The organism is Streptomyces sp. NPDC001880, from assembly GCF_053594575.1.
The window spans coordinates 126,982-149,332 of record NZ_JBSFET010000013.1 but is presented as its reverse complement, the minus strand read 5'-3'; the positions used below and the strand labels follow the sequence as shown (position 1 = coordinate 149,332).

18 protein-coding genes are annotated in these 22,351 nt (G+C 71.8%); 8 read left to right on the top strand and 10 right to left on the bottom strand.

Annotated elements, in window-relative coordinates; translation table 11 throughout:
* The 6 genes from ACWCQ6_RS11345 to ACWCQ6_RS11320 form a co-directional block, all read right to left on the bottom strand.
* A partial coding sequence (locus ACWCQ6_RS11345) for a zinc-ribbon domain-containing protein (RefSeq protein WP_451087806.1) occupies positions 1-1,452 on the bottom strand: 1,452 nt, incomplete at its 3' end.
* 152 nt (positions 1,453-1,604) lie between these two features.
* Positions 1,605-2,297 (bottom strand): demethylmenaquinone methyltransferase, encoded by a 693-nt coding sequence (locus ACWCQ6_RS11340; RefSeq protein WP_451087804.1) that lies wholly within the window; start codon positions 2,295-2,297, stop codon positions 1,605-1,607.
* Between the two features lie 101 nt (positions 2,298-2,398).
* Positions 2,399-3,028, bottom strand: coding sequence for a hypothetical protein (locus ACWCQ6_RS11335; protein WP_451087802.1), 630 nt, complete (start codon positions 3,026-3,028; stop codon positions 2,399-2,401).
* 7 nt (positions 3,029-3,035) lie between these two features.
* Positions 3,036-4,235 (bottom strand): cyclic dehypoxanthinyl futalosine synthase, encoded by a 1,200-nt coding sequence (gene mqnC / locus ACWCQ6_RS11330; protein WP_451087800.1) that lies wholly within the window; start codon positions 4,233-4,235, stop codon positions 3,036-3,038.
* A 72-nt stretch (positions 4,236-4,307) separates the two neighbouring features.
* Positions 4,308-6,116 carry a serine/threonine-protein kinase gene (locus ACWCQ6_RS11325; protein WP_451087798.1) on the bottom strand — a complete coding sequence of 603 codons (1,809 nt, stop codon included), beginning with the start codon at positions 6,114-6,116 and terminating at the stop codon, positions 4,308-4,310.
* Between the two features lie 407 nt (positions 6,117-6,523).
* Complete coding sequence (locus ACWCQ6_RS11320) at positions 6,524-7,402, bottom strand: menaquinone biosynthetic enzyme MqnA/MqnD family protein (protein ID WP_451087796.1); 879 nt, start codon at positions 7,400-7,402, stop codon at positions 6,524-6,526.
* 418 nt (positions 7,403-7,820) lie between these two features.
* Between ACWCQ6_RS11320 and ACWCQ6_RS11315 the strand changes: the two genes are divergently transcribed.
* The gene (locus ACWCQ6_RS11315; protein ID WP_003967102.1) at positions 7,821-8,024 is read left to right on the top strand and encodes a cold-shock protein; all 204 of its coding nucleotides are present in this window, start codon (positions 7,821-7,823) and stop codon (positions 8,022-8,024) included.
* A 308-nt stretch (positions 8,025-8,332) separates the two neighbouring features.
* Positions 8,333-9,160 carry a MerR family transcriptional regulator gene (locus ACWCQ6_RS11310; protein ID WP_451087794.1) on the top strand — a complete coding sequence of 276 codons (828 nt, stop codon included), beginning with the start codon at positions 8,333-8,335 and terminating at the stop codon, positions 9,158-9,160.
* A gap of 157 nt (positions 9,161-9,317) precedes the next feature.
* Here ACWCQ6_RS11310 and ACWCQ6_RS11305 read toward each other — a convergent pair whose 3' ends face one another.
* Positions 9,318-10,550, bottom strand: a complete 1,233-nt coding sequence (locus ACWCQ6_RS11305; protein WP_451087792.1) for an amidohydrolase family protein — start codon at positions 10,548-10,550, stop codon at positions 9,318-9,320.
* A gap of 261 nt (positions 10,551-10,811) precedes the next feature.
* Here ACWCQ6_RS11305 and ACWCQ6_RS11300 point away from each other — a divergent pair, with 261 nt between their 5' ends.
* Both ACWCQ6_RS11300 and ACWCQ6_RS11295 read left to right on the top strand, forming a co-directional pair.
* Positions 10,812-13,769 carry a BTAD domain-containing putative transcriptional regulator gene (locus tag ACWCQ6_RS11300; RefSeq protein ID WP_451087790.1) on the top strand — a complete coding sequence of 986 codons (2,958 nt, stop codon included), beginning with the start codon at positions 10,812-10,814 and terminating at the stop codon, positions 13,767-13,769.
* Between the two features lie 220 nt (positions 13,770-13,989).
* Positions 13,990-14,202, top strand: a complete 213-nt coding sequence (locus ACWCQ6_RS11295; RefSeq protein ID WP_451087788.1) for a hypothetical protein — start codon at positions 13,990-13,992, stop codon at positions 14,200-14,202.
* A 242-nt stretch (positions 14,203-14,444) separates the two neighbouring features.
* On the opposite strand, the gene ACWCQ6_RS11290 is transcribed toward ACWCQ6_RS11295, so the two are convergent.
* Complete coding sequence (locus ACWCQ6_RS11290) at positions 14,445-15,992, bottom strand: FadD3 family acyl-CoA ligase (RefSeq protein ID WP_451087786.1); 1,548 nt, start codon at positions 15,990-15,992, stop codon at positions 14,445-14,447.
* 90 nt (positions 15,993-16,082) lie between these two features.
* Between ACWCQ6_RS11290 and ACWCQ6_RS11285 the strand changes: the two genes are divergently transcribed.
* From ACWCQ6_RS11285 to ACWCQ6_RS11275, 3 genes are read left to right on the top strand one after another with little or no spacing between them, the layout of a single operon-like run.
* The gene (locus ACWCQ6_RS11285) at positions 16,083-17,231 is read left to right on the top strand and encodes a lipid-transfer protein (RefSeq protein WP_451087827.1); all 1,149 of its coding nucleotides are present in this window, start codon (positions 16,083-16,085) and stop codon (positions 17,229-17,231) included.
* Positions 17,232-17,244: 13 nt separating this feature from the next.
* Positions 17,245-17,685 (top strand): Zn-ribbon domain-containing OB-fold protein, encoded by a 441-nt coding sequence (locus ACWCQ6_RS11280; protein WP_451087784.1) that lies wholly within the window; start codon positions 17,245-17,247, stop codon positions 17,683-17,685.
* A 6-nt stretch (positions 17,686-17,691) separates the two neighbouring features.
* Positions 17,692-18,465, top strand: coding sequence for an enoyl-CoA hydratase/isomerase family protein (locus ACWCQ6_RS11275; protein WP_451087782.1), 774 nt, complete (start codon positions 17,692-17,694; stop codon positions 18,463-18,465).
* 32 nt (positions 18,466-18,497) lie between these two features.
* On the opposite strand, the gene ACWCQ6_RS11270 is transcribed toward ACWCQ6_RS11275, so the two are convergent.
* Positions 18,498-19,043 carry a hypothetical protein gene (locus ACWCQ6_RS11270; RefSeq protein ID WP_451087780.1) on the bottom strand — a complete coding sequence of 182 codons (546 nt, stop codon included), beginning with the start codon at positions 19,041-19,043 and terminating at the stop codon, positions 18,498-18,500.
* 241 nt (positions 19,044-19,284) lie between these two features.
* Here ACWCQ6_RS11270 and ACWCQ6_RS11265 point away from each other — a divergent pair, with 241 nt between their 5' ends.
* Positions 19,285-19,896: a hypothetical protein gene (locus ACWCQ6_RS11265; RefSeq protein WP_451087825.1), complete on the top strand. Its 612-nt coding sequence runs from the start codon at positions 19,285-19,287 to the stop codon at positions 19,894-19,896.
* Between the two features lie 13 nt (positions 19,897-19,909).
* On the opposite strand, the gene ACWCQ6_RS11260 is transcribed toward ACWCQ6_RS11265, so the two are convergent.
* On the bottom strand, positions 19,910-22,294 hold the full coding sequence (locus ACWCQ6_RS11260) for an outer membrane protein assembly factor BamB family protein (protein WP_451087778.1): 2,385 nt from the start codon (positions 22,292-22,294) through the stop codon (positions 19,910-19,912).
* Positions 22,295-22,351 lie beyond the last annotated feature (57 nt).

Here is a 22,351-nt window from a genome sequence, read left to right as displayed (position 1 = left end):
GTGCGCCGGGGCCGCCGGAGCCGCGCCGGGCAGCGGCGGTACCGGTATCGGCGTCTGCGCGGTCCGCCCCAGCAGGCGCAGCAGATGCGGCGCCACGAACACCGCGCCGCCCACCCACAACAGCCCGAACAGCAGCGCGTCCGACACGCTCGTCGCGACTTCTGCCGTGCCCTGGCCGCCCATGCCCCCGAAGCCGCCCGCCATCTCCATGGACACGCCGCTGACCCCGCTCAGCACCAGGAACGACGCGAGAAACAGCGCGCCCGCGGTGATCTGTTCACGCCGGTCCGCCGAACGCCGCGCGGCGTGGATCCCGATCACCAGCGCGCAGACGGCACCGAGGGCCAGCGCTCCGGTCACCGCCCAGCCGTTCAGCGCCTCGCCCAGTTCGGACAGCCCGAAGCCGCCGTGCTCCATGCCCGAGCCGAGGAAGTCCACCTGCCCGCGCACGTCGTACTCGACCGGGGCGCCCCAGCTCAGCCCGAGCACCGTCAGTCCGATGTTCGGCAGCAGCGGCAGCGCGATCAGCATCGCCTCGCCGTCCACGCCGTCGGCATTGGCGTACGCGATGTACCCGGCCAGGCCGCAGAGCAGGACCACGGCGCCGAGTGCCTGTACCGCCGTCCCCGCCGCCCGGACCGCGGTGAAGGCCGTCGGCCGCGCGGCCGGCCACTGGGCCGAGGCATCGCGCTGGAGTACGCCGCCGGTGACGAGCAGCGCGATGACCAGCGCCCCGAGCGTGGCGAGCAGCGGCGCGGACGAGACCGACACACCCGCGATGTCGGGCTGCGCGAACAGCCCGAGGACCAGGACGGCGGCGGAGGCCACCAGGCTGATCCGTACCGCCGCCTCCAGCCCGCCGCCCTGCGCACGGGCCCTGCGGGCGCCCAGGATCAGCGCGCCCACCCACAGCGCGGTGACGGTCAGCGGGACCACGGAGAGCGAGGCGCTGCCCTGTGACATGCCGCCGTCGAAGTCGTACCCGCCGTCGTCGAAACCGCTGCCGCCGAAGTCACTGCCGCCCGGCGCCGTGGACCGCAGTTCGAAACCGCCGCCGAACGCCTGGAGCAGCGCCGCCAGCGCGATCCGCAGCCGGTCGCTCCAGCCGACGACGATGTCGTCGCCCTGCCCGTACGAGGGAATGGCGAGCGCCACCGCGAGGGCGAGGATCAGCCCGCTGGGCCAGGCGGCGGCCTTCACCGAGCCCGCCCAGTCGCCGCGGAAGGTCCGCCCGAGGAACGCGCCGAGGGGCGACGGTGCGGCCGGACCGGGCAGCGGCGGCGCGGCATGCGGCATCGGCGGCGGGGCCACGGGTGGGACGGGGGGCGGGGAGAGCCGTGCCGTCCCGGCCTCCGGCGCCGGCTCCACGGTCGGGCGTTCTCGCCCGCACTTCATACAGAAGCGGGCTCCGTCCGGGGCCTGTGTTCCACAGAAGGGGCAGTACAACGGCATGCGAACTCCGGCGACAGGAACGGGGACGGGGACGGGACATGGCCCGGGGAGGTCGGGGAAGACATGTGCGCTTCAACGGACACATCTTCCCCGTCAGCCGGTTCCCGTCGGCAAAAGTCGCCGAACCGTTGTCTCAGGGACGCACGCCTGTCTCAGGGACGCACGCCCCGGTGCAGCGCCACCACACCGCCGGTCAGGTCGCGCCAGGCGACCTTCGACCAGCCGGCCCGCTGGAGCGCGGCCGCGAGTCCGGGCTGGTCGGGCCAGGCACGGATGGACTCGGCGAGGTAGACGTACGCGTCGGGGTTGGACGACACCGCACGCGCGACCGGCGGCAGCGCCCGCATCAGGTACTCGGTGTAGACGGTGCGGAACGGTGCCCAGGTCGGATGCGAGAACTCGCAGATCACCACCCGGCCGCCCGGCTTGGTGACCCGGTACAGCTCGCGCAGCGCCGCGTCCGTGTCCTGGACGTTGCGCAGCCCGAAGGAGATCGTCACCGCGTCGAAGGTCTCGTCGCGGAACGGCAGCCGGGTGGCGTCGCCCGCGGTGAAGGGCAGCCAGGAGTTGCGCTTCTTGCCCTCCCGGAGCATGCCGAGGGAGAAGTCGCACGGCACGACGTACGCGCCCGTCGCGGCGAACGGCAGCGACGACGTCGCGGTGCCGGCGGCCAGGTCGAGGATCTTCTCCGCGGGCCGGGCGTGCACCGCCTTCGCAACCTCCTTGCGCCACAGCCGGGCCTGGCCGAGTGACAGCACGTCGTTGGTGAGGTCGTAGTTCGCCGCCACGTCGTCGAACATCGTGGCGACTTCGTGCGGCTGCTTTTCCAGGGAGGCTCGGGTCACCCGTCCATTCAAGCAGCCCGGTCCGCGCCGCTCCGCGCCGGTCGCGAGTCGTTGTCCGGGCGGCCCGCCGGTGCCGTGAGCCGGCCCGCCGTACGTGCGTGTCAGCTGCGGCGGAAGACCAGCCGGCCGCCGAGCACCGTCGCCACGCAGCTCCCGGCGCCCTCGGCCCGCAGCGCCGCGAGGTCCGGTACGGCGAACACCGCCAGGTCCGCGGGCCCGCCGACGCTCAGGGCCGTCGCGAACGCCTCGCCCGGCTCCGGCACCGAAGCCAGCGGGTCGAGCGACATGTGTTGTTCCGGCGCCGGGCCGGGTGCGTGGACGCGCAGTCCCGAGCGGGCGACCGCGGTGCGCACGGCGGGGCGGGTGAAGGGGCCCCGGACGGCGGTCGTGCCGTGCCGCAGCATCCGTTGCAGCCCGCGCCGGGCACTGGCGCCCCAGCGGGCGTCGTCCATGCCGAGTGCGGCGAGCGCGTCGCCGGTGAGCGGTTCGGTGCCGAGTTCGTCGGCCTCGCGCGGGTCCGGGTGGTAGGCGGCCTCCAGCAGCGCCGGGGCCGCCGCGTTCAGCAGCCCCGGGGTGATCAGCCCGGACCACCGCCGGACCCGGGCCTGCGGACGGGCGGCGGTCAGCTCCCCGTACCCGCCGACGGCGACGACCACGCCGCCGTCCACGGCCACACAGTCCGCCCCGTCCGGGGCGCCGTGCACCGCGTCGGCGGCGTGAACTGTCAGCAAGGCCGCCTCAGTTGGCGTTGAGGAGCTTCAGCTCCGGGTGTGCCGTGCCGCCCTCGATCGCGGTGGACGAGATGTGCGAGACCACACGCTCGTCGACCGGGTCGTTCGCCGGGTCGTCGTGCACGACGAGGTGCTCGTACGTGGTGGCGCGCTGGGCCGGCACCCGGTCCGCCTTGCGGATCAGGTCGATGATCTCCAGGCGGTTGGAGCGGTGCTTGGCACCGGCCGAGGAGACGACGTTCTCCTCCAGCATGATCGAGCCGAGGTCGTCGGCGCCGTAGTGCAGCGACAGCTGGCCGACCTCCTTGCCCGTGGTCAGCCAGGAGCCCTGGATGTGGGGGACGTTGTCGAGGAAGATCCGGGCGATGGCGATCATCCGCAGGTACTCGAAGAGCGTCGCCTGCGTGCGGCCCTTCAGCTTGTTGTTCTCGGGCTGGTACGTGTACGGGATGAAGGCGCGGAAGCCGCCGGTGCGGTCCTGCACGTCGCGGATCATCCGCAGGTGCTCGATGCGCTCGGCGTTGGTCTCACCGGTGCCCATCAGCATGGTGGAGGTGGACTCGACACCGAGCCGGTGGGCGATCTCCATGATCTCCAGCCAGCGCTCGCCGGACTCCTTGAGCGGGGCGATCGCGTTACGCGGCCGGGCCGGCAGCAGCTCGGCGCCGGCTCCCGCGAAGGAGTCGAGACCGGCGGCGTGGATGCGCTGGATGGCCTCGTCGACGGAGACCTTGGAGATCCGGGCCATGTGCTCGACCTCGGAGGCGCCCAGCGAGTGGATGACCAGCTGCGGGAACGCCTTCTTGATCGCGGAGAAGTGCTCCTCGTAGTACTCGACGCCGTAGTCCGGGTGGTGCCCGCCCTGGAACATGATCTGCGTACCGCCGAGCTCGACGGTCTCCGCGCAGCGGCGCAGGATGTCGTCGAGGTCGCGGGACCAGCCCTTGGCGGTGTCCTTCGGCGCGGCGTAGAAGGCGCAGAACTTGCAGGCCGTGACACAGACGTTCGTGTAGTTGATGTTGCGCTCGATGATGTACGTCGCGATGTGCTCCGTACCGGCGTAACGGCGGCGGCGTACGGCGTCGGCGGCCGCCCCCAGTGCGTGCAGCGGCGCCGAGCGGTAGAGGTCGAGCGCCTCCTCCGGAGAGATCCGACCGCCCTCGGCGGCTCGGTCGAGGATGGGCTGAAGGTCGGCCTTCTCGGTCACCGGGCTGTCACCTTTCGGCGGTTTTTCAACGGATCTACGGACCGGCTCAGCGTACGCCAGCCCCTTGCGGGGTCAGCCGCCGGACCGGCTCAGCGTGCCGTACGGCAGCCCCGCGCCCCGCTCCTCGGACCGGAAGCGCAGGGTGCCGTCGGCGGCCCGGGTGAAGTGGACATCGGTGGTGGTGGAGCTGCACAGGGCCGGGGTGCTGGGCCGGTCGGGGTCGACGCGTTCGTGGAGGGTCAGTTCCTCGGCGGTGCCGGAGGTGAGGCTGGCGACGCTGTTGCAGCTGACGGTGACCCCGAGGCTGGTGACCTCGGTGTTCATCCGGACCACATCCGTGCCCTTCTTCCCCGCGGTGAAGACGGCGGTGAGCGTGCCGTGCGGCTGCCCGGTGGTCTTCTCGGTGACCGGGCCCTTCCAGGTGCCGATGAACTCCTTCGGGAGCTCGGTGATCTGCTCCGGGCTCCCCGTGCCCGAGTCCGCGGGCTGCGACGGCCGGCCGGACGCCCCGGCGTCGGGCGGGGTGCTGCCGACGTTGCCGTGATCGGCGTTGTTCCGTCCGCCGCCGCCCGGCATCAGGTCGAAGAGGAACGCGCCGCCCACGGTCACCGCTGCGAGCGCTCCCGCCACCGCGAGGGCGACGGTGCAGCTCAGCCTCCGGCCCTGGCCCGCACCCGGCCGGGCCGGGCCGGAGTCCGCGCCGACGGTGACGGAGAAATGGGGGTCGAACGCGCGTTGTCCGGGCAGCCCGGACGCGTCGGTACGCGACGACGGCCCGGAGTTCCCCGGTGTCCCGGCCGGCTCGCCCGCGCCCGCGGGCCACGAGGGCAGCACGCCCGGGTGGGACAGCCGGGTCGGGTCGTGCGTGGGGAAGGGCTCGGCCGGTGTCCCGAACCCGCCGCCCACGCCCCCGGCCCCGTTGGCGCCGTCCGCACCCCACGCCGCACCGCTGAACGGCACCGGCCCCGACTGCACCGGCGCGTCCTGCGGCTCCAGGTCCAGCAGCGCGACCGCCGCCTGGCTGACCTCCCGCACCAGCGGTCCGGGCAGCCAGCCGGCCGTCACCAGCGCGGCGGCCCCGCCCGGCGCCAGCCGCCGGGCCAGTTCCATCGGGGTGGGCCGGTCCTCGGGCGCCTTCTCCAGGCACCCGGCGACGAGCTCCCGCAGGTCTCCTTCCAACTCCCCCAGCTCGGGCTCCTCGTGCACCACCTTGTAGAGGAGCACGGCCGAGGAGTCGCCGAGGAAGGGAGCGGTACCGGTCGCCGCGTACGCGAGCACGGCGCCGAGCGAGAACACATCGGCCGCACCCGAGATGTCGACGCCCCTGATCTGCTCCGGCGCCATGTAGCCGGGCGAGCCGACCGAGACCCCGGTGGAGGTGAGCGAGGCGGTGGCGCCGATGGCGTGCGCGATCCCGAAGTCGATCAGCCGGGGGCCGTCCAGGGCCAGTAGTACGTTGGACGGCTTCACATCGCGGTGGATGACGCCCTGCTCGTGCACCGCGGCCAGCGCCTCGCCCAGTCCGGCGCCCAGTGTCCGCACCGCGTTCTCGGGCAGCGGCCCGTGCTCGGCGACCGCGGCGGAGAGCGGAGGGCCGGCCACGTAGCCGGTGGCAACCCAGGGAACGGGCGCATCCGGGTCGGCGTCGAGAACGGGGGCCGTCCATTGCGCGCCGATCCGTCGTGCCGCTTCCACTTCACGGCGGAAGCGCGCACGGAACTGCTCATCGAGAGCGAAATGCGGGTGCACGACCTTGACCGCGACGGTGCGCCCGCCGGCGCTGCGCCCCAGATAGACCCGGCCCATGCCGCCCGCACCGAGCCTGCCGAGCAATCGGTAGGCACCGATGGTCAGCGGTTCGCCGGCTTCCAGCGGCTGCATATGGACTCCCCCTGTGGACCGGCCCGACCTGCGACCGAAGCCTATGGGGCGAAGGTCATCGGGTCACAGAGGAAACCATCCGCCTATTTCGCCCCTAACGGAACGAACAACAGCTTTCGACACAACAAAAGGCGTGAATGCGTCGTTCACCCGAGCGATTTCGGGGACCGGCAGGGGCACACCGCTGGCATCATCCGGGAATCGGCTATTCGGCGCGTAATAACCCGAATCGAGGCCGGACCGGCGGAAACCGGGAGAAGGAACGGGAGAAGCCGGGAGAAGCCGAGAGAAGGGCGGGGAGGGATAAGAGCCCGAAGAAGCCCGACCGGAGAAGCCCGGCCGGAGAAGTACAGGATTCACCCGTACTCCGTATATCCCGGGCACCCCGACCCCGCCCCGTCCCACGGTCAGCCGCCGAGCAGCTCGACCTTCACGTCCGCCGGGAAGCCGGTCGTCGGGCCGACCCGGCGCGCGAACTCCTGCACGCCCGCCAGTTGGTCCGGGCCGAAGCGGAAGTCCAGGGTCGTGAAGTAGCGCTCCAGCACCTCCGAGTCGAAGGCCTCCCAGCGTGCCGCCTGCTCCGCGACCTTGGTGACCTCCGCCAGGGAGAGGTCCCGCGAGGCCAGGAACGCCTCGTGCACCTTGGTCACATGGCCGGGCCGGCGCGCCAGGTAGTCCTTGCGGGCCGCCCAGACCGCGAAGACGAACGGCAGCCCGGTCCACTCCTTCCACATCCGGCCCAGGTCGTGGACCTGAAGGCCGAGCCGCGGCGCGTCGTGCAGGTTGGCGCGCAGCGCGGCGTCGCCGATCAGCACGGCGGCGTCCGCCTCCTGCATCATCAGGCCGAGGTCCGGCGGGCAGGTGTAGTAGTCCGGCCTGACTCCGTACCGCTCGGCGAGCAGCAGCTGTGCCAGGCGCACGGAGGTGCGCGAGGTCGAGCCGAGCGCCACCCGGGCCCGGTCCAGCTGGTCCAGAGGCACCTGCGACACGATCACGCACGACATGACGGGCCCGTCGCAGCCCACCGCGATGTCGGGGAAGGCGACCAGGTCGTCGGCGTTGCGCAGGAACTCCACGAGCGTGACGGGACCGATGTCCAGATCGCCCCCGATCAACTGCTCGCTGAGCTTCTCCGGGGTGTCCTTCGAGAGCTCCAGGTCGAGCAAGGTCCCGGTGCGTGCCAGGCCCCAGTACAGGGGAAGGCAGTTCAGGAACTGGATGTGGCCGACGCGCGGCCGGCTGCGGCGGTCGTCGCCTGCGACGGTTGAGACGGTTGAATTGTCCACATCGCGAGGCTAGACCCGTGGCGTGATCCTTACGGCACCGGGGGCGCGGGGCACATCCGGTCTCACTCCCCGGGAGTCCGCGCCCCACCGTACGGAAACACGGATGCCGTCCCGGCTCCCTCCGGACCCGCTTTACCGAACTCCCCGAGGGCGCTCTCCATACCCCTGGAAGTCGCCTTCGCGACACCTTCCGGTACGCCCACTTCGTCATCTCATCGGCACGGCAATCAAACATCCGGGTGAAGTGATCTTGCCCTCTACCGTTCGATACACACTGCGTGCTAGGCTCGACGCAAGTTGCAGTTTGGTTTCCCTTGCAGTACAGAGCCTGCGGAGCATGTAACCCGCAGGCTTTTGTAGTTTTCAGACTTCTATGCAGGTTCTGGAGCAGGGCAACCCTTTGGCCCAAGGAGGGCTTATGGCTACCGGAACCGTCAAGTGGTTCAACGCTGAAAAGGGCTTCGGCTTCATCGCCCAGGACGGCGGCGGCCCGGATGTCTTCGTCCACTACTCCGCGATCAACGCGTCCGGGTTCCGCTCCCTCGAGGAGAACCAGGTCGTGAACTTCGACGTCACTCAGGGCCCCAAGGGTCCGCAGGCTGAGAACGTCACCCCGGCCTAGTTGCCCGGGTCGGCCGATCGCGGCCGGCTAGTAGTACCCAAGGAGCCCCGCTCCTCCGCCTCGGCGGGGAGCGGGGCTCCTGCCTTTTCCGGTCTCCTTTTCCGTCCGATGCCCCCTCCCGTGCCGCGCTCCCCCATTTCCGACGCCTCCCTCCGACATCCCCTTGCGGTGCCCCTCTTTTTTCTCCGGCGCCCGGCCGCACGACGGCTTCTCCGGCGCCCGGCCGCACGACAGCCTTTCCGGCGCCCGGCCGCAGGACGGCGGCGCTTGACCTTGACACCGTGTGAAGCGGTGCGCTGGGAGACATCATGTTCACCATCGGAGACTTCGCCAGGTACGGGCGGGTGTCGGCCCGGATGCTGCGCCACTACGACGCCATCGGGCTGCTGCGCCCCGACCGCACCGACCCCGCCACCGGCTACCGCTTCTACGGCGCCGCCCAGCTCGCCCGCCTCAACCGCATCATCGCCCTCAAGGATCTCGGCTTCACGCTCCAGCAGGTGCGGGCCATCCTCGACGAGCAGGTGGGGACGGAGGAGCTGCGCGGGATGCTGCGGCTGCGCCGGGCGGAGCTGGAGGAGGCCATGAGGGCGGCGGCCGCACGGCTGGCGCAGGTCGAGGCGAGGCTCCGGTCGATCGAGAGCGAGGGACGCATGTCCGTGAACGATGTCGTCGTCAAGAAGATCGCCGCCGTAAGGGTCGCCGAGCTGGCCGGCACCGCTGCGGGTTACGAACCGGGGGACATCACTCCGGTGATCGGCCCGCTGTACGACCGGCTGTTCCCGCTGCTGGACGGGGCGGGCGTCGTTCCGAGCGGGCCGGGGATCGCGTACTACGAGGATGCCCCGGGAGGCGGCGGCGCGGTCGTCGTCCATGCGGGGGTCACGGTGTCCGCCCCGGTGGGTCCGCTGGACGACACCGGGATCACGGTGGTCGAGCTGCCTGCGTTCGAGGCGGCGACCATCATCCACCGGGGTTCGATGGACGGCGTGCTGTCGACGTCCCAGGCCCTGGCCCGCTGGATCGACGCCAACGGTTACCGGTCCGCGGGGTACGCCCGCGAGATCAGCCTGGAGTGCCCCGAGGACCGGGACAAGTGGGTGACGGAGCTCCAGGAGCCGGTCGTCAAGGTCTGACCTGCTCCGGACACGCGTGGGCGGAGGAGAACGTGACACTCCAGGCACCATGTGTCACGTTCTCCTCCACCCCCAAGGCCCGACCCGCTCCGGACACCCACGGGCGGAAAAGAACGTGACACTCCAGGCGCCGAGTGTCACGTTCCTTTCCACGCCCTCAGCATCCTCCGCCGGGCCCCGCCCACAGCCCGTCGTCCGTCAGCCCCAGCAGGTCGATGGCGTTGCGGCGCACGATCCGGTCCACCACATCGGCGTCCAGATGCCCCATCTGCGCCTCGCCGACCTCGCGCGACTTGGGCCAGGTGGAGTCGGAGTGCGGGTAGTCCGTCTCGTACAGGACGTTCCCGACGCCGATCGAGTCCAGGTTCTGCAGCCCGAAGGCGTCGTCGAAGAAGCAGCCGTAGACATGATCGGCGAACAGCTCCGACGGCGGGCGGTGGACCTTGTCGGCGACGCCGCCCCAGGCCCGGTTCTCCTCCCAGACCACGTCGGCGCGTTCGAGGATGTACGGGATCCACCCGATCTGGCCCTCCGCGTACATGATCCGGAGGTTCGGGAACCGTTCGAACTTGCCGCTCATCAGCCAGTCGACCATCGAGAAGCAGCAGTTGGCGAAGGTGATGGTGGATCCGACGGCGGGCGGGGCGTCGGCCGAGGTGGACGGCATCCTCGAGGACGAGCCGATGTGCATCGCGATCACCGTCCCCGTCTCGTCACAGGCTCGCAGGAAGGGATCCCACTCGTCCGTGTGAATCGACGGCAGTCCGAGGTGCGGAGGTATCTCGGAGAACGCCACCGCGCGCACGCCGCGCGCCGCATTGCGCCGGACCTCCTCGGCGGCCAGCTGCGCGTCCCAGAGCGGGATCAGGGTGAGCGGGATGAGCCGGCCCCGCGCCTCGGGGCCGCACCACTCCTCGACCATCCAGTCGTTGTACGCGCGCACTCCGAGCAGCCCCAGCTCGCGGTCCTTCGCTTCGGTGAAGGTCTGGCCGCAGAAGCGCGGGAAGGTGGGGAAACAGAGCGCGGACTGGACGTGGTTGACGTCCATGTCCGCGAGCCGCTCGGGCACCGAGAAGGACCCCGGGCGCATCTGCTCGTACGTGATGATCTCCAGCTTGATCTCGTCCCGGTCGTAGCCGACCGCTGTGTCGAGCCGGGTGAGCGGGCGGTGCAGATCCTCGTACACCCACCAGTCGCCGATCGGCCCGTCGTCGCCCTTGGCACCCATCACGGGCGCGAACTTCCCACCCATGAAGGTCATTTCCTTGAGCGGTGCGCGGACGATCCGCGGGCCGCGGTCGAGGTACTTGGACGGGAGCCGGTCCCGCCAGACATGAGCGGGCTCCACCGTGTGGTCGTCCACCGAGATGATCTTCGGGAAGGTCTCCATGTTCTCCACGGTAGCGCCGATCTGACGAACCGTCAGCTATCTGTGCGGCCACCCTTTCCGAAATCGTTGTCGAGGGCTTGTGCAGAGCGTCACCCACCGCTGTCGTGCCCGCCCAAGACAAGGCAGACTGTTGAGCGCGATACCAGCGGTACCGAGCAATCCGGATCCACCCGACCCGGACCGGTACAGGGACGGGTAATCCGGACGGGCGCACCGGCACGGCCGGTGGTACCGGCGGGGCGAGCAGGGCAGGAGGCAGCAATGGACCATGACACCGGGCCGCGCGCGCGTGTTCCGGAGCAGCGTGCTCCGCAGCAGTGGTCGGCGCACGGTGCCGATCTGCGCTTCTCCGTGCTCGGTCCGGTGCGGTCATGGCGGAACGGCGAGACCTTGCCGTCCGGTTCACCACAGCAGCGCGCCCTGCTGACCGCACTGCTGCTGCGCGACGGCCGCACGGCCACCGCCGCCGAACTCATCGACGCCATCTGGGGCGACGAGCCGCCCTCGCAGGCACTCGCGACCATCCGGACGTACGCCTCCCGGCTCCGCAAGGTCCTGGACCCGCAGACGCTGGTCAGCGACGCCGGCGGGTACGCGATCCGGGCCGACCGGGACGCCCTCGACGTGAACGTGGTCCGGGATCTGGCGGCCGAGGCGGAGAAGGCCCGCGCGGGCGGCGACCGCGCCCAGGCCCGCGCCCTCCTCGGCAAGGCGCTCGGGCTGTGGGACGGCGAGGCGCTGGCGTCCGTGCCCGGCCCGTACGCCGAGAACCAGCGGACCCGGCTGGAGGAGTGGCGGCTCCAGCTCACCGAGACCCGCCTGGACCTGGACCTGGAGGTCGGCAGCCACGCGGAGGCGGTCTCCGAACTGACCGCGCTCACCGCCGCGCACCCGCTGCGCGAGCGGCTCCGCGAACTGCTCATGATCGCCCTGTACCGCAGCGGCCGACAGGCCGAGGCGCTCGCGGTGTACGCCGACACCCGCCGGCTGCTCGCCGACGAACTCGGCGTCGATCCGCGCCCCGAACTGGCCCAGCTCCAGCAGCGCATCCTCCAGGCCGACGAGGAGCTGGCCCGCCCGACGGACGAACCGGCACCGGCCCCGGCGCCGGTGCGCCCCGCCCAGCTCCCGGCCACCGTCCCGGACTTCACCGGCCGTGCCTCCTTCGTACGCGAACTCGGCGCCCGGCTGGCGACAGCCGAGGGGTCCGTCATGGCCGTCTCGGCGCTGGCCGGCATCGGCGGCGTCGGCAAGACCACCCTCGCCGTGCACGTCGCCCACCAGGCGCGCCAGCACTTCCCGGACGGCCAGCTGTACGTGGACCTCCAGGGCGCGGGGGCGCGGGCCGCCGAACCGGAGACGGTTCTCGGCGCGTTCCTGCGCGCCCTGGGCACGGCGGACTCGGCGATCCCCGACTCGTTGGACGAACGCGCCGCGCTGTACCGGTCCACCCTGGACGGCCGCCGCATCCTGGTCCTCCTCGACAACGCCCACGACGCGGCCCAGATCCGCCCCCTCCTCCCCGGCACCGCGGGCTGCGCGGCCCTGGTCACCAGCCGCGTCCGCATGGTCGACCTGGCCGGCGCCCACCTCGTCGACCTGGACGTGATGTCGCCCGAGGAGGCGCTCCAGCTCTTCACCCGCATCGTGGGCGAGGAGCGGATCAACTCCGAGCGCGAGGCCGCCCTCGACGTGGTCGCCGCCTGCGGCTTCCTCCCCCTGGCCATCCGCATCGCCGCCTCCCGCCTGGCCGCCCGCCGCACCTGGACGGTCTCCGCCCTCGCCGCCAAGCTCGCGGACGAGCGCCGCCGCCTGGACGAGCTCCAGGCCGGCGACCTCGCGGTGAAGGCCACCTTCGAACTCGGCTACGGCCAGCTCGAACCCGCCCAGGCCCGCGCCTTCCGCCTCCTCGGCCTGGCCGACGGCCCCGACATCTCCCTCGCCGGGGCGGCCGCCCTGCTCAACCTGGACGTGCACGTGGCGGAGGACCTCCTGGAGGCCCTGGTCGACACCAGCCTCGTGGAGTCGGCGGCCCCGGGCCGCTACCGCTACCACGACCTGGTGCGCCTCTACGCCCGCTCCTGCGCGGAACGCGGCGAAGAACCCCCGGAGGAACGGGAGTCGGCCCTCTCCCGCCTGCTGGACTTCTACCTGGCGACGGCGGCGGGGGTGTACGCGCTGGAGCGGCCGGGGGACCGTGCCGTCGCCCACCTGGCGGGCACCGAGCACCCGGGGCTCGAATTCACCGGTGGCCACGAGGCGGTGGACTGGCTGTACAGCGAGGCCGATTCGCTGCTCGCCTGCGCCCATCAGAGCGCGTCGAACGGAATGCTGCAGCGCGCCGTCGACCTGCTCTGCGCGGCGAAGGACCTCGCCGAATCGGGAGCGAACTCCCGCCAGTACGAAATCACCGGTGCGGCCCTGCGCGATGCCGCGAGGGCTGCCGCCGACCCTCGTTCCGAGGCACGGGCCCGTGCCTCGCTGTCCACCGTCTACCTCGTCTCCGGCCGTTTCGCGCTGGCCGACGAGGAGGCCCGGCACGCGATGGATCTGGCCAGGATCACCAAGGACCCGATCCCCGCGTGCTGGGCACCCAACGATCGCGGCATCATCGCGTTCTACCAGGGGAGGCACGAGGAGGGCGAGGAGTTCCTGCAGGAGGCGATAGACCGCTACCGGGCGGACGGGAACCTGGTCGGCGAGGCATCCGCGTTGTGCAACCTCTCCCGCATCCACGTGAACATGAACCGCACGGCCAGCGCGGTCGAGCTCGCCCAGCAGGGCACGGCCATCTTCGACGGGATGGGGCTCAGTCTCCGTACGGCCAACGGCCGCTTCGCGCTGGGCATCGCGCTCACCCAGGCCGGAAGGCCGACCGAGGCGCTGGAGGAGCTCGACGAGGCGCTGCGCGTGTTCCAGAACAACCGCCAACGGCTCTGGGAGGGCTCGACCCATTTCCGGATGGCGGAGGCGCACCTGGCCGACGCGCGCCCCGCACGGGCGGCCCAGCACGCGGAGCAGGCGCTGGCTCTGCGCGTCATCGGAGGCGAGTGGATGCGGGGCAATGTTCTGATCACCCTGGGACACGCCCTCGAACACCTCGGTCAGATCGACCGGGCACATGCATGCTGGACCGAAGCACTGGCCATCCACGAGCAGTTCGGGGCTGCGGAGGCGGACAAGGTCCGGGCCCTGCTCGCCCCGGTCGACACCGTCTGAAGCGCCTGATCCGGAAGAGAATCATCGGCGTTCATCGAACGTTTATCGCCACTCGTCAGTCTTAAGCCCATCGATCCGCCGTGTCGGGGGGCAGACGGATCGCACGGGGGACCACACCGCTAGGGTGAACGGCCCTGACATGCCCGTCCAGCAGTCCACGGGGGAACAGCTGGACGGGCATCGCCGACCGAGCAAGCAAGATCTCTGGGAGTTGACAGGCATGAGCGACGCACTGAAGCCGAAGACCGGTGCCGCGATCACACAGGAGAACCACGCCGGCAACCCGAGCAACGGCGGCAGCACCGTCAAGCCGCTGGAGAACCACGCCGGCAGCGTGACCGAGGACATCACGACCCTGGAGAACCACGCCGGCAGCACGCCGAAGGACCTCCTCAAGACGCAGGAGAACCACGCGGGTTCCGAGAAGGCCTGAAACCTCACTCGACGGGGGAGCGGCCGCGGCGGTGCGGAGGGGGAGCCGTCGCGGCCGCCGCATGTCCGCGGACGCGGGCACACGGCGATGAAACAGCGATGAAGGGGCACGAGCCACCCGGCTCGTGCCCCTTCGTCATGCCCCCTGCAGCCCCCGGACCAGCACCCCCGCCCCGCACAGCTTCCCCATGTCGTCCTCGTCCGAAGCGAAGACCACCGCCCTGCCCCGCTGCCGCCCCGCGATCACCGCAGCTCCCCCTTCAGCACCTTGCCGCTCGCGTTGCGCGGGAGGCCGGTCACGAACTCGACCGCCCGGGGGACCTTGTAGTTCGCCATCTCGCGCCTCGACCAGGCAATCAGATCGTCGGCGGTCGTCGTCGCGCCCGCCCTGCGGACCACGTACGCCTTGCCGACCTCGCCGAGCCTCGGGTCCGGAACGCCGATCACCGCCACGTCGGCCACGTCCGGGTGCAGGCCGAGGAGCTGCTCTATCTCGGCCGGGTACGCGTTGAAGCCGCCGACGATGAACATGTCCTTGATCCGGTCGGTGATCCGGAGGTTGCCCGCCTCGTCGAGGACGCCCACGTCGCCGGTGCGGAGCCAGCCGTCGGGGGTCATCGCGGCAGCCGTGGTCTCCGGGTCCTCGAAGTACCCCTGCATCACGTGGAAGCCGCGGACCAGCACCTCGCCGGGCGTGCCGGGGTCGGCCAGGACGCGGACCTCCGTGCCCGGGATCGCCCGGCCGGACGTCGAGGCGATCGTTTCGGCGGGGTCGCCACGACGGCACATCGTGACGATGCCGCTCGCCTCGGAGAGGCCGTACGCGGTGAGGACGGTGGTGATGTGCAGCTCGGTGCGCAGGCGTTCCACCAGTTTCAGCGGAACCACCGCCGCACCCGTCACCACCAGGCGGAGGGCGGAGAGGTCGTGGGCGGAGCGCGCCGGGTGGTCCAGGAGGGACTGGTGGAGGGTGGGCGGGCCGGGCAGCACCGAGATGCGTTCGGCGGCGATGTTGGCCAGGACCGTGTCCACGTCGAAGACCGGTTGCGGGACCATCGTCGCGCCCCGCATCAGGCAGGCGATGATGCCCGCCTTGTAGCCGAAGGTGTGGAAGAACGGGTTCACGATCAGATAGCGGTCGCCCTCGCGCAGACCGGCCAGCTCGCTCCAGATCGCGTAGCAGCGCAGGGTCTGGGCGTGGGTGATCACCGCACCCTTGGGCCGGCCCGTGGTGCCCGAGGTGTAGATGATGTCGGAGGGGGCCGAGGAGGCGATCGCATCGGCCCGGGACCGTACCGCCGCACCGGGCACCTCCTCCCCCGCCGCCAGGAAGTCCTTCCAGGTGACGTAGTCGTCGGGAGCGGTGTCCGCCAGCACCACCACCTTCTCCAGGCAGGGGAGTTCGGCCTCCGCCCGGCGCAGCGACGCGACGTACGAGGTGCCGAGGAAGGTGCCCGTGACGAAGAGGAGTTTCGCCCGGCTGCGTTGCAGGATGTACGCCGCTTCACTGCCCTTGAAGCGGGTGTTGAGGGGGACGAGGACCGCGCCGGCCGTGACCGCCCCCAGCGCGGAGACGATCCAGTCCAGGGTGTTCGGAGCCCAGGCCGCGACCCGGTCCCCCGGCTCGACGCCCGAGGCCATGCACGCGGCGGCGGCCCGCTCCACGCGCTCGCCGAGTTCGGCGTACGAGATCCGGGTGCGGCCCTCGACGACCGCCTCCCGGTCCCCGTACCGTCGCGCCGCTGCCCGGACCAGCTTCGGAATGCTGCCCCACTCCTCGTCGCCGCGCATCGTTCGCCTCCTGACGCAGTAGCTGACTATGTGTCAGATTAGCTGTAGCCTCTGCCGCTGTCAGCAGTCATGACGGCCTGGGAGGTGGCGGTGACGGCACTCAAGGACGCGACGGCGATAGCCGGCATAGGACAGACGGCCTTCGCGAAACAACTGCCGGAGTCCGAGAAGACCTTGGCCTGCCGGGCCATCGTCGCGGCGCTCGACGACGCGGGCATCGCCGCGTCGGAGGTGGACGCGTTCGCCTCGTACACGATGGAGGAGACCGACGAGGTCGAGGTCGCCAAGGCCGTCGGGGCCGGCGACGTCACCTTCTTCAGCAAGGTGGGGTTCGGCGGCGGCGGCTCCTGCGCGACGATCGCGCATCTCGCCGCCGCGGTGGCGACGGGGCAGGCGAGCGTCGGGGTCGCCTGGCGGTCGCGGAAGCGGGGGTCGGGGCCCCGGCCCTGGAAGAACACCGCGGTGCAACTGCCCACCCCCGCCCAGTGGACCCGCCCGTACGGGCTGCTGCGGCCGGCCGACGAGATCGGAATGCTGGCCCGGCGGTACATGCACGAGTACGGGGCGACCCGCGACCACCTGTTCAACGTCGCCCTCGCCTGCCGCAACCGCGCCAACCAGAACCCGGACGCGGTGATGTACGAACGGCCGCTGACCCGCGACATGTATATGACCTCGCGGTGGATCAGCGAGCCGCTCTGCCTCTTCGACAACTGCCTGGAGACGGACGGGGCACTGGCCTGCGTCATCGTCTCCGCCGAGCGGGCCCGGGACTGCCGGCAGAAGCCCGTCTACATCCACTCCGTCGCCCAGGGACTGCCCGCCCAGCACCACGGGATGGTCAACTACTGGAACGACGACCCGCTCAGCGGGCCCGCCTGGACGGCCGCCCGGCAGCTGTGGAAACAGGCCGACTTCGGCCCGGACGATGTCGATGTGGCGCAGATCTACGACGCGTTCACCCCGCTCATCCCGCTCTCCCTGGAGGGCTACGGCTTCTGCGGGCGCGGCGAGGGCGCCGCGTTCACCGAGGGCGGGGCGCTGGAGAGCGGCGGGCGGCTGCCCATCAACACCGGGGGCGGCGGGCTCAGCGAGGCGTATGTGCATGGCTTCAACCTGATCAACGAGGGCGTCAAGCAGCTGCGCGGCGTCTCCACCGCCCAGGTCCCGGATGCCGGGACCTGCCTGGTCACCGCCGGTGAGGGCGTGCCCACATCCGCCGTACTGCTGAGGAGTTGAGGAGTTGACCGGGATGGATGCTCTGCTGCTGCCCGTCGTGGACGAGGACGGCGCCCCCTTCTGGGAGTACGCGGCCCGCGGCGAACTCCGCGTCCAGGCGTGCGCCGACCAGGAGTGCGGACGGCTCCGCTTCCCGCCCCGGCCGTGCTGCCCGCACTGCCAGTCCTTCGAGAGCGAGTGGCGGCCGATGAGCGGACGCGGCCGCATCTGGTCCTACGTGCTGCCGCATCCGCCGCTGCTGCCCGCGTATGCCGCGCAGGCCCCGTACAACGCCGTCGTGGTCGAGCTGGCGGACGCGCCGCAGATCCGGCTGGTGGGGAATGTGGTGAGCGGTCCGGACGCCCCGCTGGACTCGGTCGATCCGGGGCGGCTGCGGATCGGCGCGCCGGTGCGGGCGGTGTTCTGCCCGGCCGGTCCCGGGGTGACCCTGGTGCGCTGGCTGCTGGAGCGGTGAGGGGCGATGGCACTGCGCACGGAGACGGACAAGGAGACCGGGGTCGCGCTCGTCACCCTCGACCGGCCCAGGAGGCTCAACGCGATCGACCTGGTCACGGCCGGTGAACTGGCAGCCGTCTGGCGGGCGTTCCGCTTCGACGACGGGGTGCGAGCAGTGGTTCTCACCGGTGCGGGCGGCCGGGCCTTCTGCACCGGGATCGACCGGGACGTGGACGTGCCGCAGCCCTCGTCCCCGTATACGATCGACGATCCGCTGCTCACGATCGGGCCGAAGGCGAACGACCTGTGGAAGCCGGTGATCGCGGCCGTGGAGGGGATGGCCTGCGGCGGGGCGTTCTATCTGCTGGGCGAGGCGGAGTTCGTGATCGCGTCCGAGGAGGCGACGTTCTTCGACCCGCACACGACGTACGGCATGGTCAGCGCCTACGAGGCGATCTCCATGGCGCAGCGGATGCCGTTCGGCGAGGTGGCCCGGATGTCGCTGATGGGGACGGCCGAGCGGGTCTCGGCCCGTCGCGCGTACGAGACCGGGCTGGTCAGCGAGGTGACGGCGCCCGGCGGCGCGGTGGACGCGGCGCTGCGGGCGGCGGGTGTGATCGCCTCGTACCCGACTCAGGCGGTGCAGGGGACGGTACGGGCGGTGTGGTCCGCGCGGGAGGCGGCCAGAGCGCAGGCCATGGCCCACGCCCCGCACCTCATCGCACTCGGCAATCTGCCGCCGGAGCGGCAGGCCGAACTGTTCCGGGGGCGGGGCACGGGCGGATTCCGGACACGCTGACGGACCGGCCGACGGGGCGGCAGGTCAGTGGGTCAGTAGCTCAGCTCGGCCTCGACCCGGCAGTTCTTCACCTGGGAGACCTTGCGCGGGCTGTCCATCGGCACGGAGAGGGTCACGGTGTCGCCGCCCTCGGCGTCCACGGTGGCGTAACCGGTGTCGATAGCGTTGCCGCGTGCGTTGAGGAAGGCCACCTCGACCTCGTAGGTGTGGGAGCCGGAGGCGTTGGCGGTGAGCTTGACGGTGGAGGTGGTGACGGCCTTGCGCTTGCCCTTGCGGGGCTGGGCGCAGCGGAGGACGTACGCCTCGGGCGCGTCGGACGCCGTGGTGCTCGGGGTCGCCGTCGCGTAGTCCGTACCGCCGGAGGAGCTGCTCGACGAGTCGTAGTCATCGTCGTCGTAGTCGCTGCTGTCGTAGCTGCCGTTGCTCTTCTTGGAGTTGGAACAGCCACCGCCGCTGCTGCTCGACCCCCCGCTCTTGCTCTTGCCACTGCGGCCGCCGTGGCTGGAGGTGGAGAAGCCGGTGAGGGCGAGTACCACCACGACCAGTACCGCGGAAAGCTTTATGTGCTGCCGCATCATCGATGCAGCCCCCCTTGTGTTGTTGTCCGTCTCTGCAGTTGTCGAACGACCGTGCGTCACGCCAGGGTCTCTCGTTCGGATCATGCCGGGCTCGCGTGCCCCGGCACCGCGCCCTGATCCGGCCTGACCCGAACGAGAGACCCTAGCGCAAGGTGGCGAGCCCCAGGGGCCGGGCGTAGCGTCGAGGCCGTGAGCGGTGCAGAGCTGTGACACCGGTCCACGCACGCGCAGGAGGCCGATGGTGATGCGCAACGTCCTGGGCTCGGTGCTCGCTCTCGTCGGAGCGGCGGCTGCCGTGCTGAGCCCCTTCCGTGGCTGGTACGACGGTCGCCTCGGGCGCCACTACCGGATCGAGGAACTGTTCACCGGCATCACCCCTGGCCGGCCCGGTCCGCCGGACTCGATCCTGCTCGCGTTCCTCTTCGCCGCCCTGCTGACGGTGGTCGGTGTGGTGCTGCGGTCACGGCTGCTGGTGGCGGCCGCGGGTGCGGTGGTGCTCGGGTTCACCGTGCTGTGGATGGTGCGCCAGGGGCAGGCGCTGGGCAGTCCGGCGGTCGCGGGCGACGGTTCCGGGCTGCGGTGGGGAGTGGCCGAGGCGGCGGCGGGCGGGGTGCTGCTGCTGGTGGGTGCGGCGGTGATGTCCGGGCGGCGGACCGGTCACGGGACGCGCGATCAGCCGTACGCGGCACCCGGCTCGGAGAACCCGGACACCTGGCCGCCGACGCAGGAGCCGGGACCGTCCGTGCAGACGAGCACGCTGCCGGAGCCCGAGCCGGAGCCGTACACGGGGCCGGACCCGGCGGCCCGCCGCCCGGACGAGGGCCCGGACGCCGACGGGCGCCCGAACCGCTGAGGCCCGCCGCGGTCTACGCCCTGGCCCGGCCGCCCGTACCCGTGCCCTTCAGCGCGTCCAGCGCGTACACGCAGCGGTCCTTGCTGCACGCGTACACGACGCCGCCCTGCGCCACCGGCGACCCCGTGATCTCGCCGCCCGTCGCCAGCTTCCAGCGGAGCTGGCCGCCCGCCGCGTCCAAGGTGTACAGGACGTGGTCGGCGGAGCCGAAGTGGACCCGGCCGTCGGCGACCACCGGGGCGCCCACCACCTCGCCGCCCGCCGCGAACCGCCACTTCGGGGTGCCGGTGACCGCGTCGAGCGTGTACAGCGCGCTGCCGCTGCCGACATGGACGTTTCCGGCCGTCACCAGGACCGGTTCGATCGACTGGCGGGCCTCCGTGGCGATGCGCCAGCGGTCCTTGCCGGTCGAGGCGTCGATCGCGTACACCGTGCCGAGGTAGTCGGCGAGGTACACACCGCCGCCGGTGACGGCGGGGCCGGGCACGAACGCGGGCGGGGAGAGGAAGACGGCGGGCGACTCGAAGTGCCAGCGCACATGGCCGGACACGTTGTCCACGGCCAGGACCCGGGCCCCGGCGCTGACGTAGACGAAGCCGTCCGGGGCCGCGGTCACCCGGACCGGCACACCGCCGCAGGAGGCCGCGTCGCCGATGGGGTACGACCAGCGCTCGATGCCGGTACGGGCGTCGACGGCGCGCAGCCGGGCGTCCTGCCAGAGGTAGACCGTGCCGTCGTGGATCACGGGTCCCGCCTCCGCCGTCTCGAAGTCGGTCTGCAGTCCGGCGCTCTCCCACAGCTTCTCGCCCGTGGAGGCCTCCCAGGCCTGGACGCCGCCGCCCCGGGTGCCGGTGACGACGGTGCCGCGGTCGGCCTTGAGGGAGTAGACCCAGGCGTCCGTCTGGAGCCGCCAGCGCTCGGCGCCGGTCGCCGCGTCCAGGGCGTACAGGGACGGCCCGTCGGAGGCGTGGATACGGCCGCCCTCGACGGTCATCACCCAGGCCACGTCCCGGGTCTTGAACTGGCGGCGCCCGTTGCCGACGTCCAGGGCGTGCACCTCGAACGACGTGACGTAGAGGAGGTCCCCGGCGACGACGGGGGTACCCCACACGTCGTTGGACATCCGGAACCGCCAGGGCCGCCAGCGGTCCGGGCCGGGCGGGGGCTCCGGCGGTTGCGCGGGGCCGGGCACGGGGGCGGAGACGGGGGCGGTGGGGGCGGAACCGTTCACCCCGGCGGGCGGGCGCACCCAGCCGGTCGCGGGGCCCGCGTCCGCGGTGGTCGTGGCGGTGGCCCGTACGTCCTGGGCGCGCGGGCCGGGGCCGATCGGCACCTTCGCACCGGGCAGCCGCACCGGACCGCCCGCGTCGGGCGCGGGAGCCGGACCGGGCTGCGGGCCGGCGGCCGAGCGCAGGTCTCCGCCGCTGCGCCAGGCGGTGTCCCGGTCGACGCCCGGCGGCTGCGGGGGCGGCGGCGGCACCGGGACGGGCGCGGCGGTCTTCCGGCCGCCGCGGCGCTGCTCGATCATCGCGGTGGCGGAGGTCGGCAGCCACGCCGAGGCCGTACCGCTGTCGTCGCCGCCGGAGGCGAAGAGGTGCGGGGCCAGCTGGGCCTGGAGGTCGGCGGGGGTGGGCCGCAGACCGGCGTCCATCTGCATGCAGGACTCGATCAGCGGCCGCAGCTCGCCGGGCAGGCCCTCCAGGTCGGGGCCCTCGCGCAGCAGCATGAAGACCGTCTCGACGGGGTTGGCGCCGTGGAAGGGCGCATGGCCGGTGGCGGCGAAGACGAGGGTGGAGCCGAGCGAGAAGATGTCGCTGGCGCCGGTGACGCTGCGCGAGTCCCTGGCCTGTTCGGGCGACATGTAGGCGGGCGTGCCCACGGCGACGTTCGTCATGGTCAGCCGGGTGTTGGAGACCCCGGACGCGATCCCGAAGTCGATCACCCGGGGGCCGTCCTCGACGACGAGCACGTTCGACGGCTTCATGTCGCGGTGGACGAGCCCCGCTCCGTGGATCGACTGCAGCGCCTCGGCGATACCGGCGGCCAGCCAGCGCACCGCCTGGACCGGCATGGGCCCGCACTCGCTCACGATCTCTTCCAGCGAGGGGGCCGGCACATAGGCGGTGGCCAGCCACGGCACGGCGGCACGCGCGTCGGCGTCCACCACCGCAGCGGTGTAGAAGCCGCTGACGGCGCGGGCGGCCTCCACCTCGCGCGTGAAGCGGACCCGGAACAGCTGGTCCTCGGCGAGCTCCGTACGGACCGTCTTGATCGCCACGCGTCGGCCCGAAGCCGAGCGGGCGAGATAGACCAGCCCCATGCCGCCGGCCCCGAGCCGTCCCAGCACCTCGAACGGGCCGATCCGCCTCGGGTCGTGCTGCGTCAGCTGCTCCACCACTTGCCCTGCCACCTCCCCGTACGGGCCTCAGCAACAGAAGCCCGCGAAAACCCGCCC

What these genes read in the sequence shown, in the direction of transcription:
- ACWCQ6_RS11325 (WP_451087798.1), bottom strand. Translation starts at nt 6,116, where the DNA reads ATGCAGCCGCTGGAAGCCGGCGAACCGCTGACCATCGGTGCCTACCGA.
- ACWCQ6_RS11315 (WP_003967102.1), top strand. Translation starts at nt 7,821, where the DNA reads ATGGCTACCGGAACCGTCAAGTGGTTCAACGCTGAAAAGGGCTTCGGC.
- ACWCQ6_RS11310 (WP_451087794.1), top strand. Translation starts at nt 8,333, where the DNA reads ATGTTCACCATCGGAGACTTCGCCAGGTACGGGCGGGTGTCGGCCCGG.
- ACWCQ6_RS11305 (WP_451087792.1), bottom strand. Translation starts at nt 10,550, where the DNA reads ATGGAGACCTTCCCGAAGATCATCTCGGTGGACGACCACACGGTGGAG.
- ACWCQ6_RS11300 (WP_451087790.1), top strand. Translation starts at nt 10,812, where the DNA reads ATGGACCATGACACCGGGCCGCGCGCGCGTGTTCCGGAGCAGCGTGCT.
- ACWCQ6_RS11295 (WP_451087788.1), top strand. Translation starts at nt 13,990, where the DNA reads ATGAGCGACGCACTGAAGCCGAAGACCGGTGCCGCGATCACACAGGAG.
- ACWCQ6_RS11290 (WP_451087786.1), bottom strand. Translation starts at nt 15,992, where the DNA reads ATGCGCGGCGACGAGGAGTGGGGCAGCATTCCGAAGCTGGTCCGGGCA.
- ACWCQ6_RS11280 (WP_451087784.1), top strand. Translation starts at nt 17,245, where the DNA reads ATGGATGCTCTGCTGCTGCCCGTCGTGGACGAGGACGGCGCCCCCTTC.
- ACWCQ6_RS11275 (WP_451087782.1), top strand. Translation starts at nt 17,692, where the DNA reads ATGGCACTGCGCACGGAGACGGACAAGGAGACCGGGGTCGCGCTCGTC.
- ACWCQ6_RS11270 (WP_451087780.1), bottom strand. Translation starts at nt 19,043, where the DNA reads ATGATGCGGCAGCACATAAAGCTTTCCGCGGTACTGGTCGTGGTGGTA.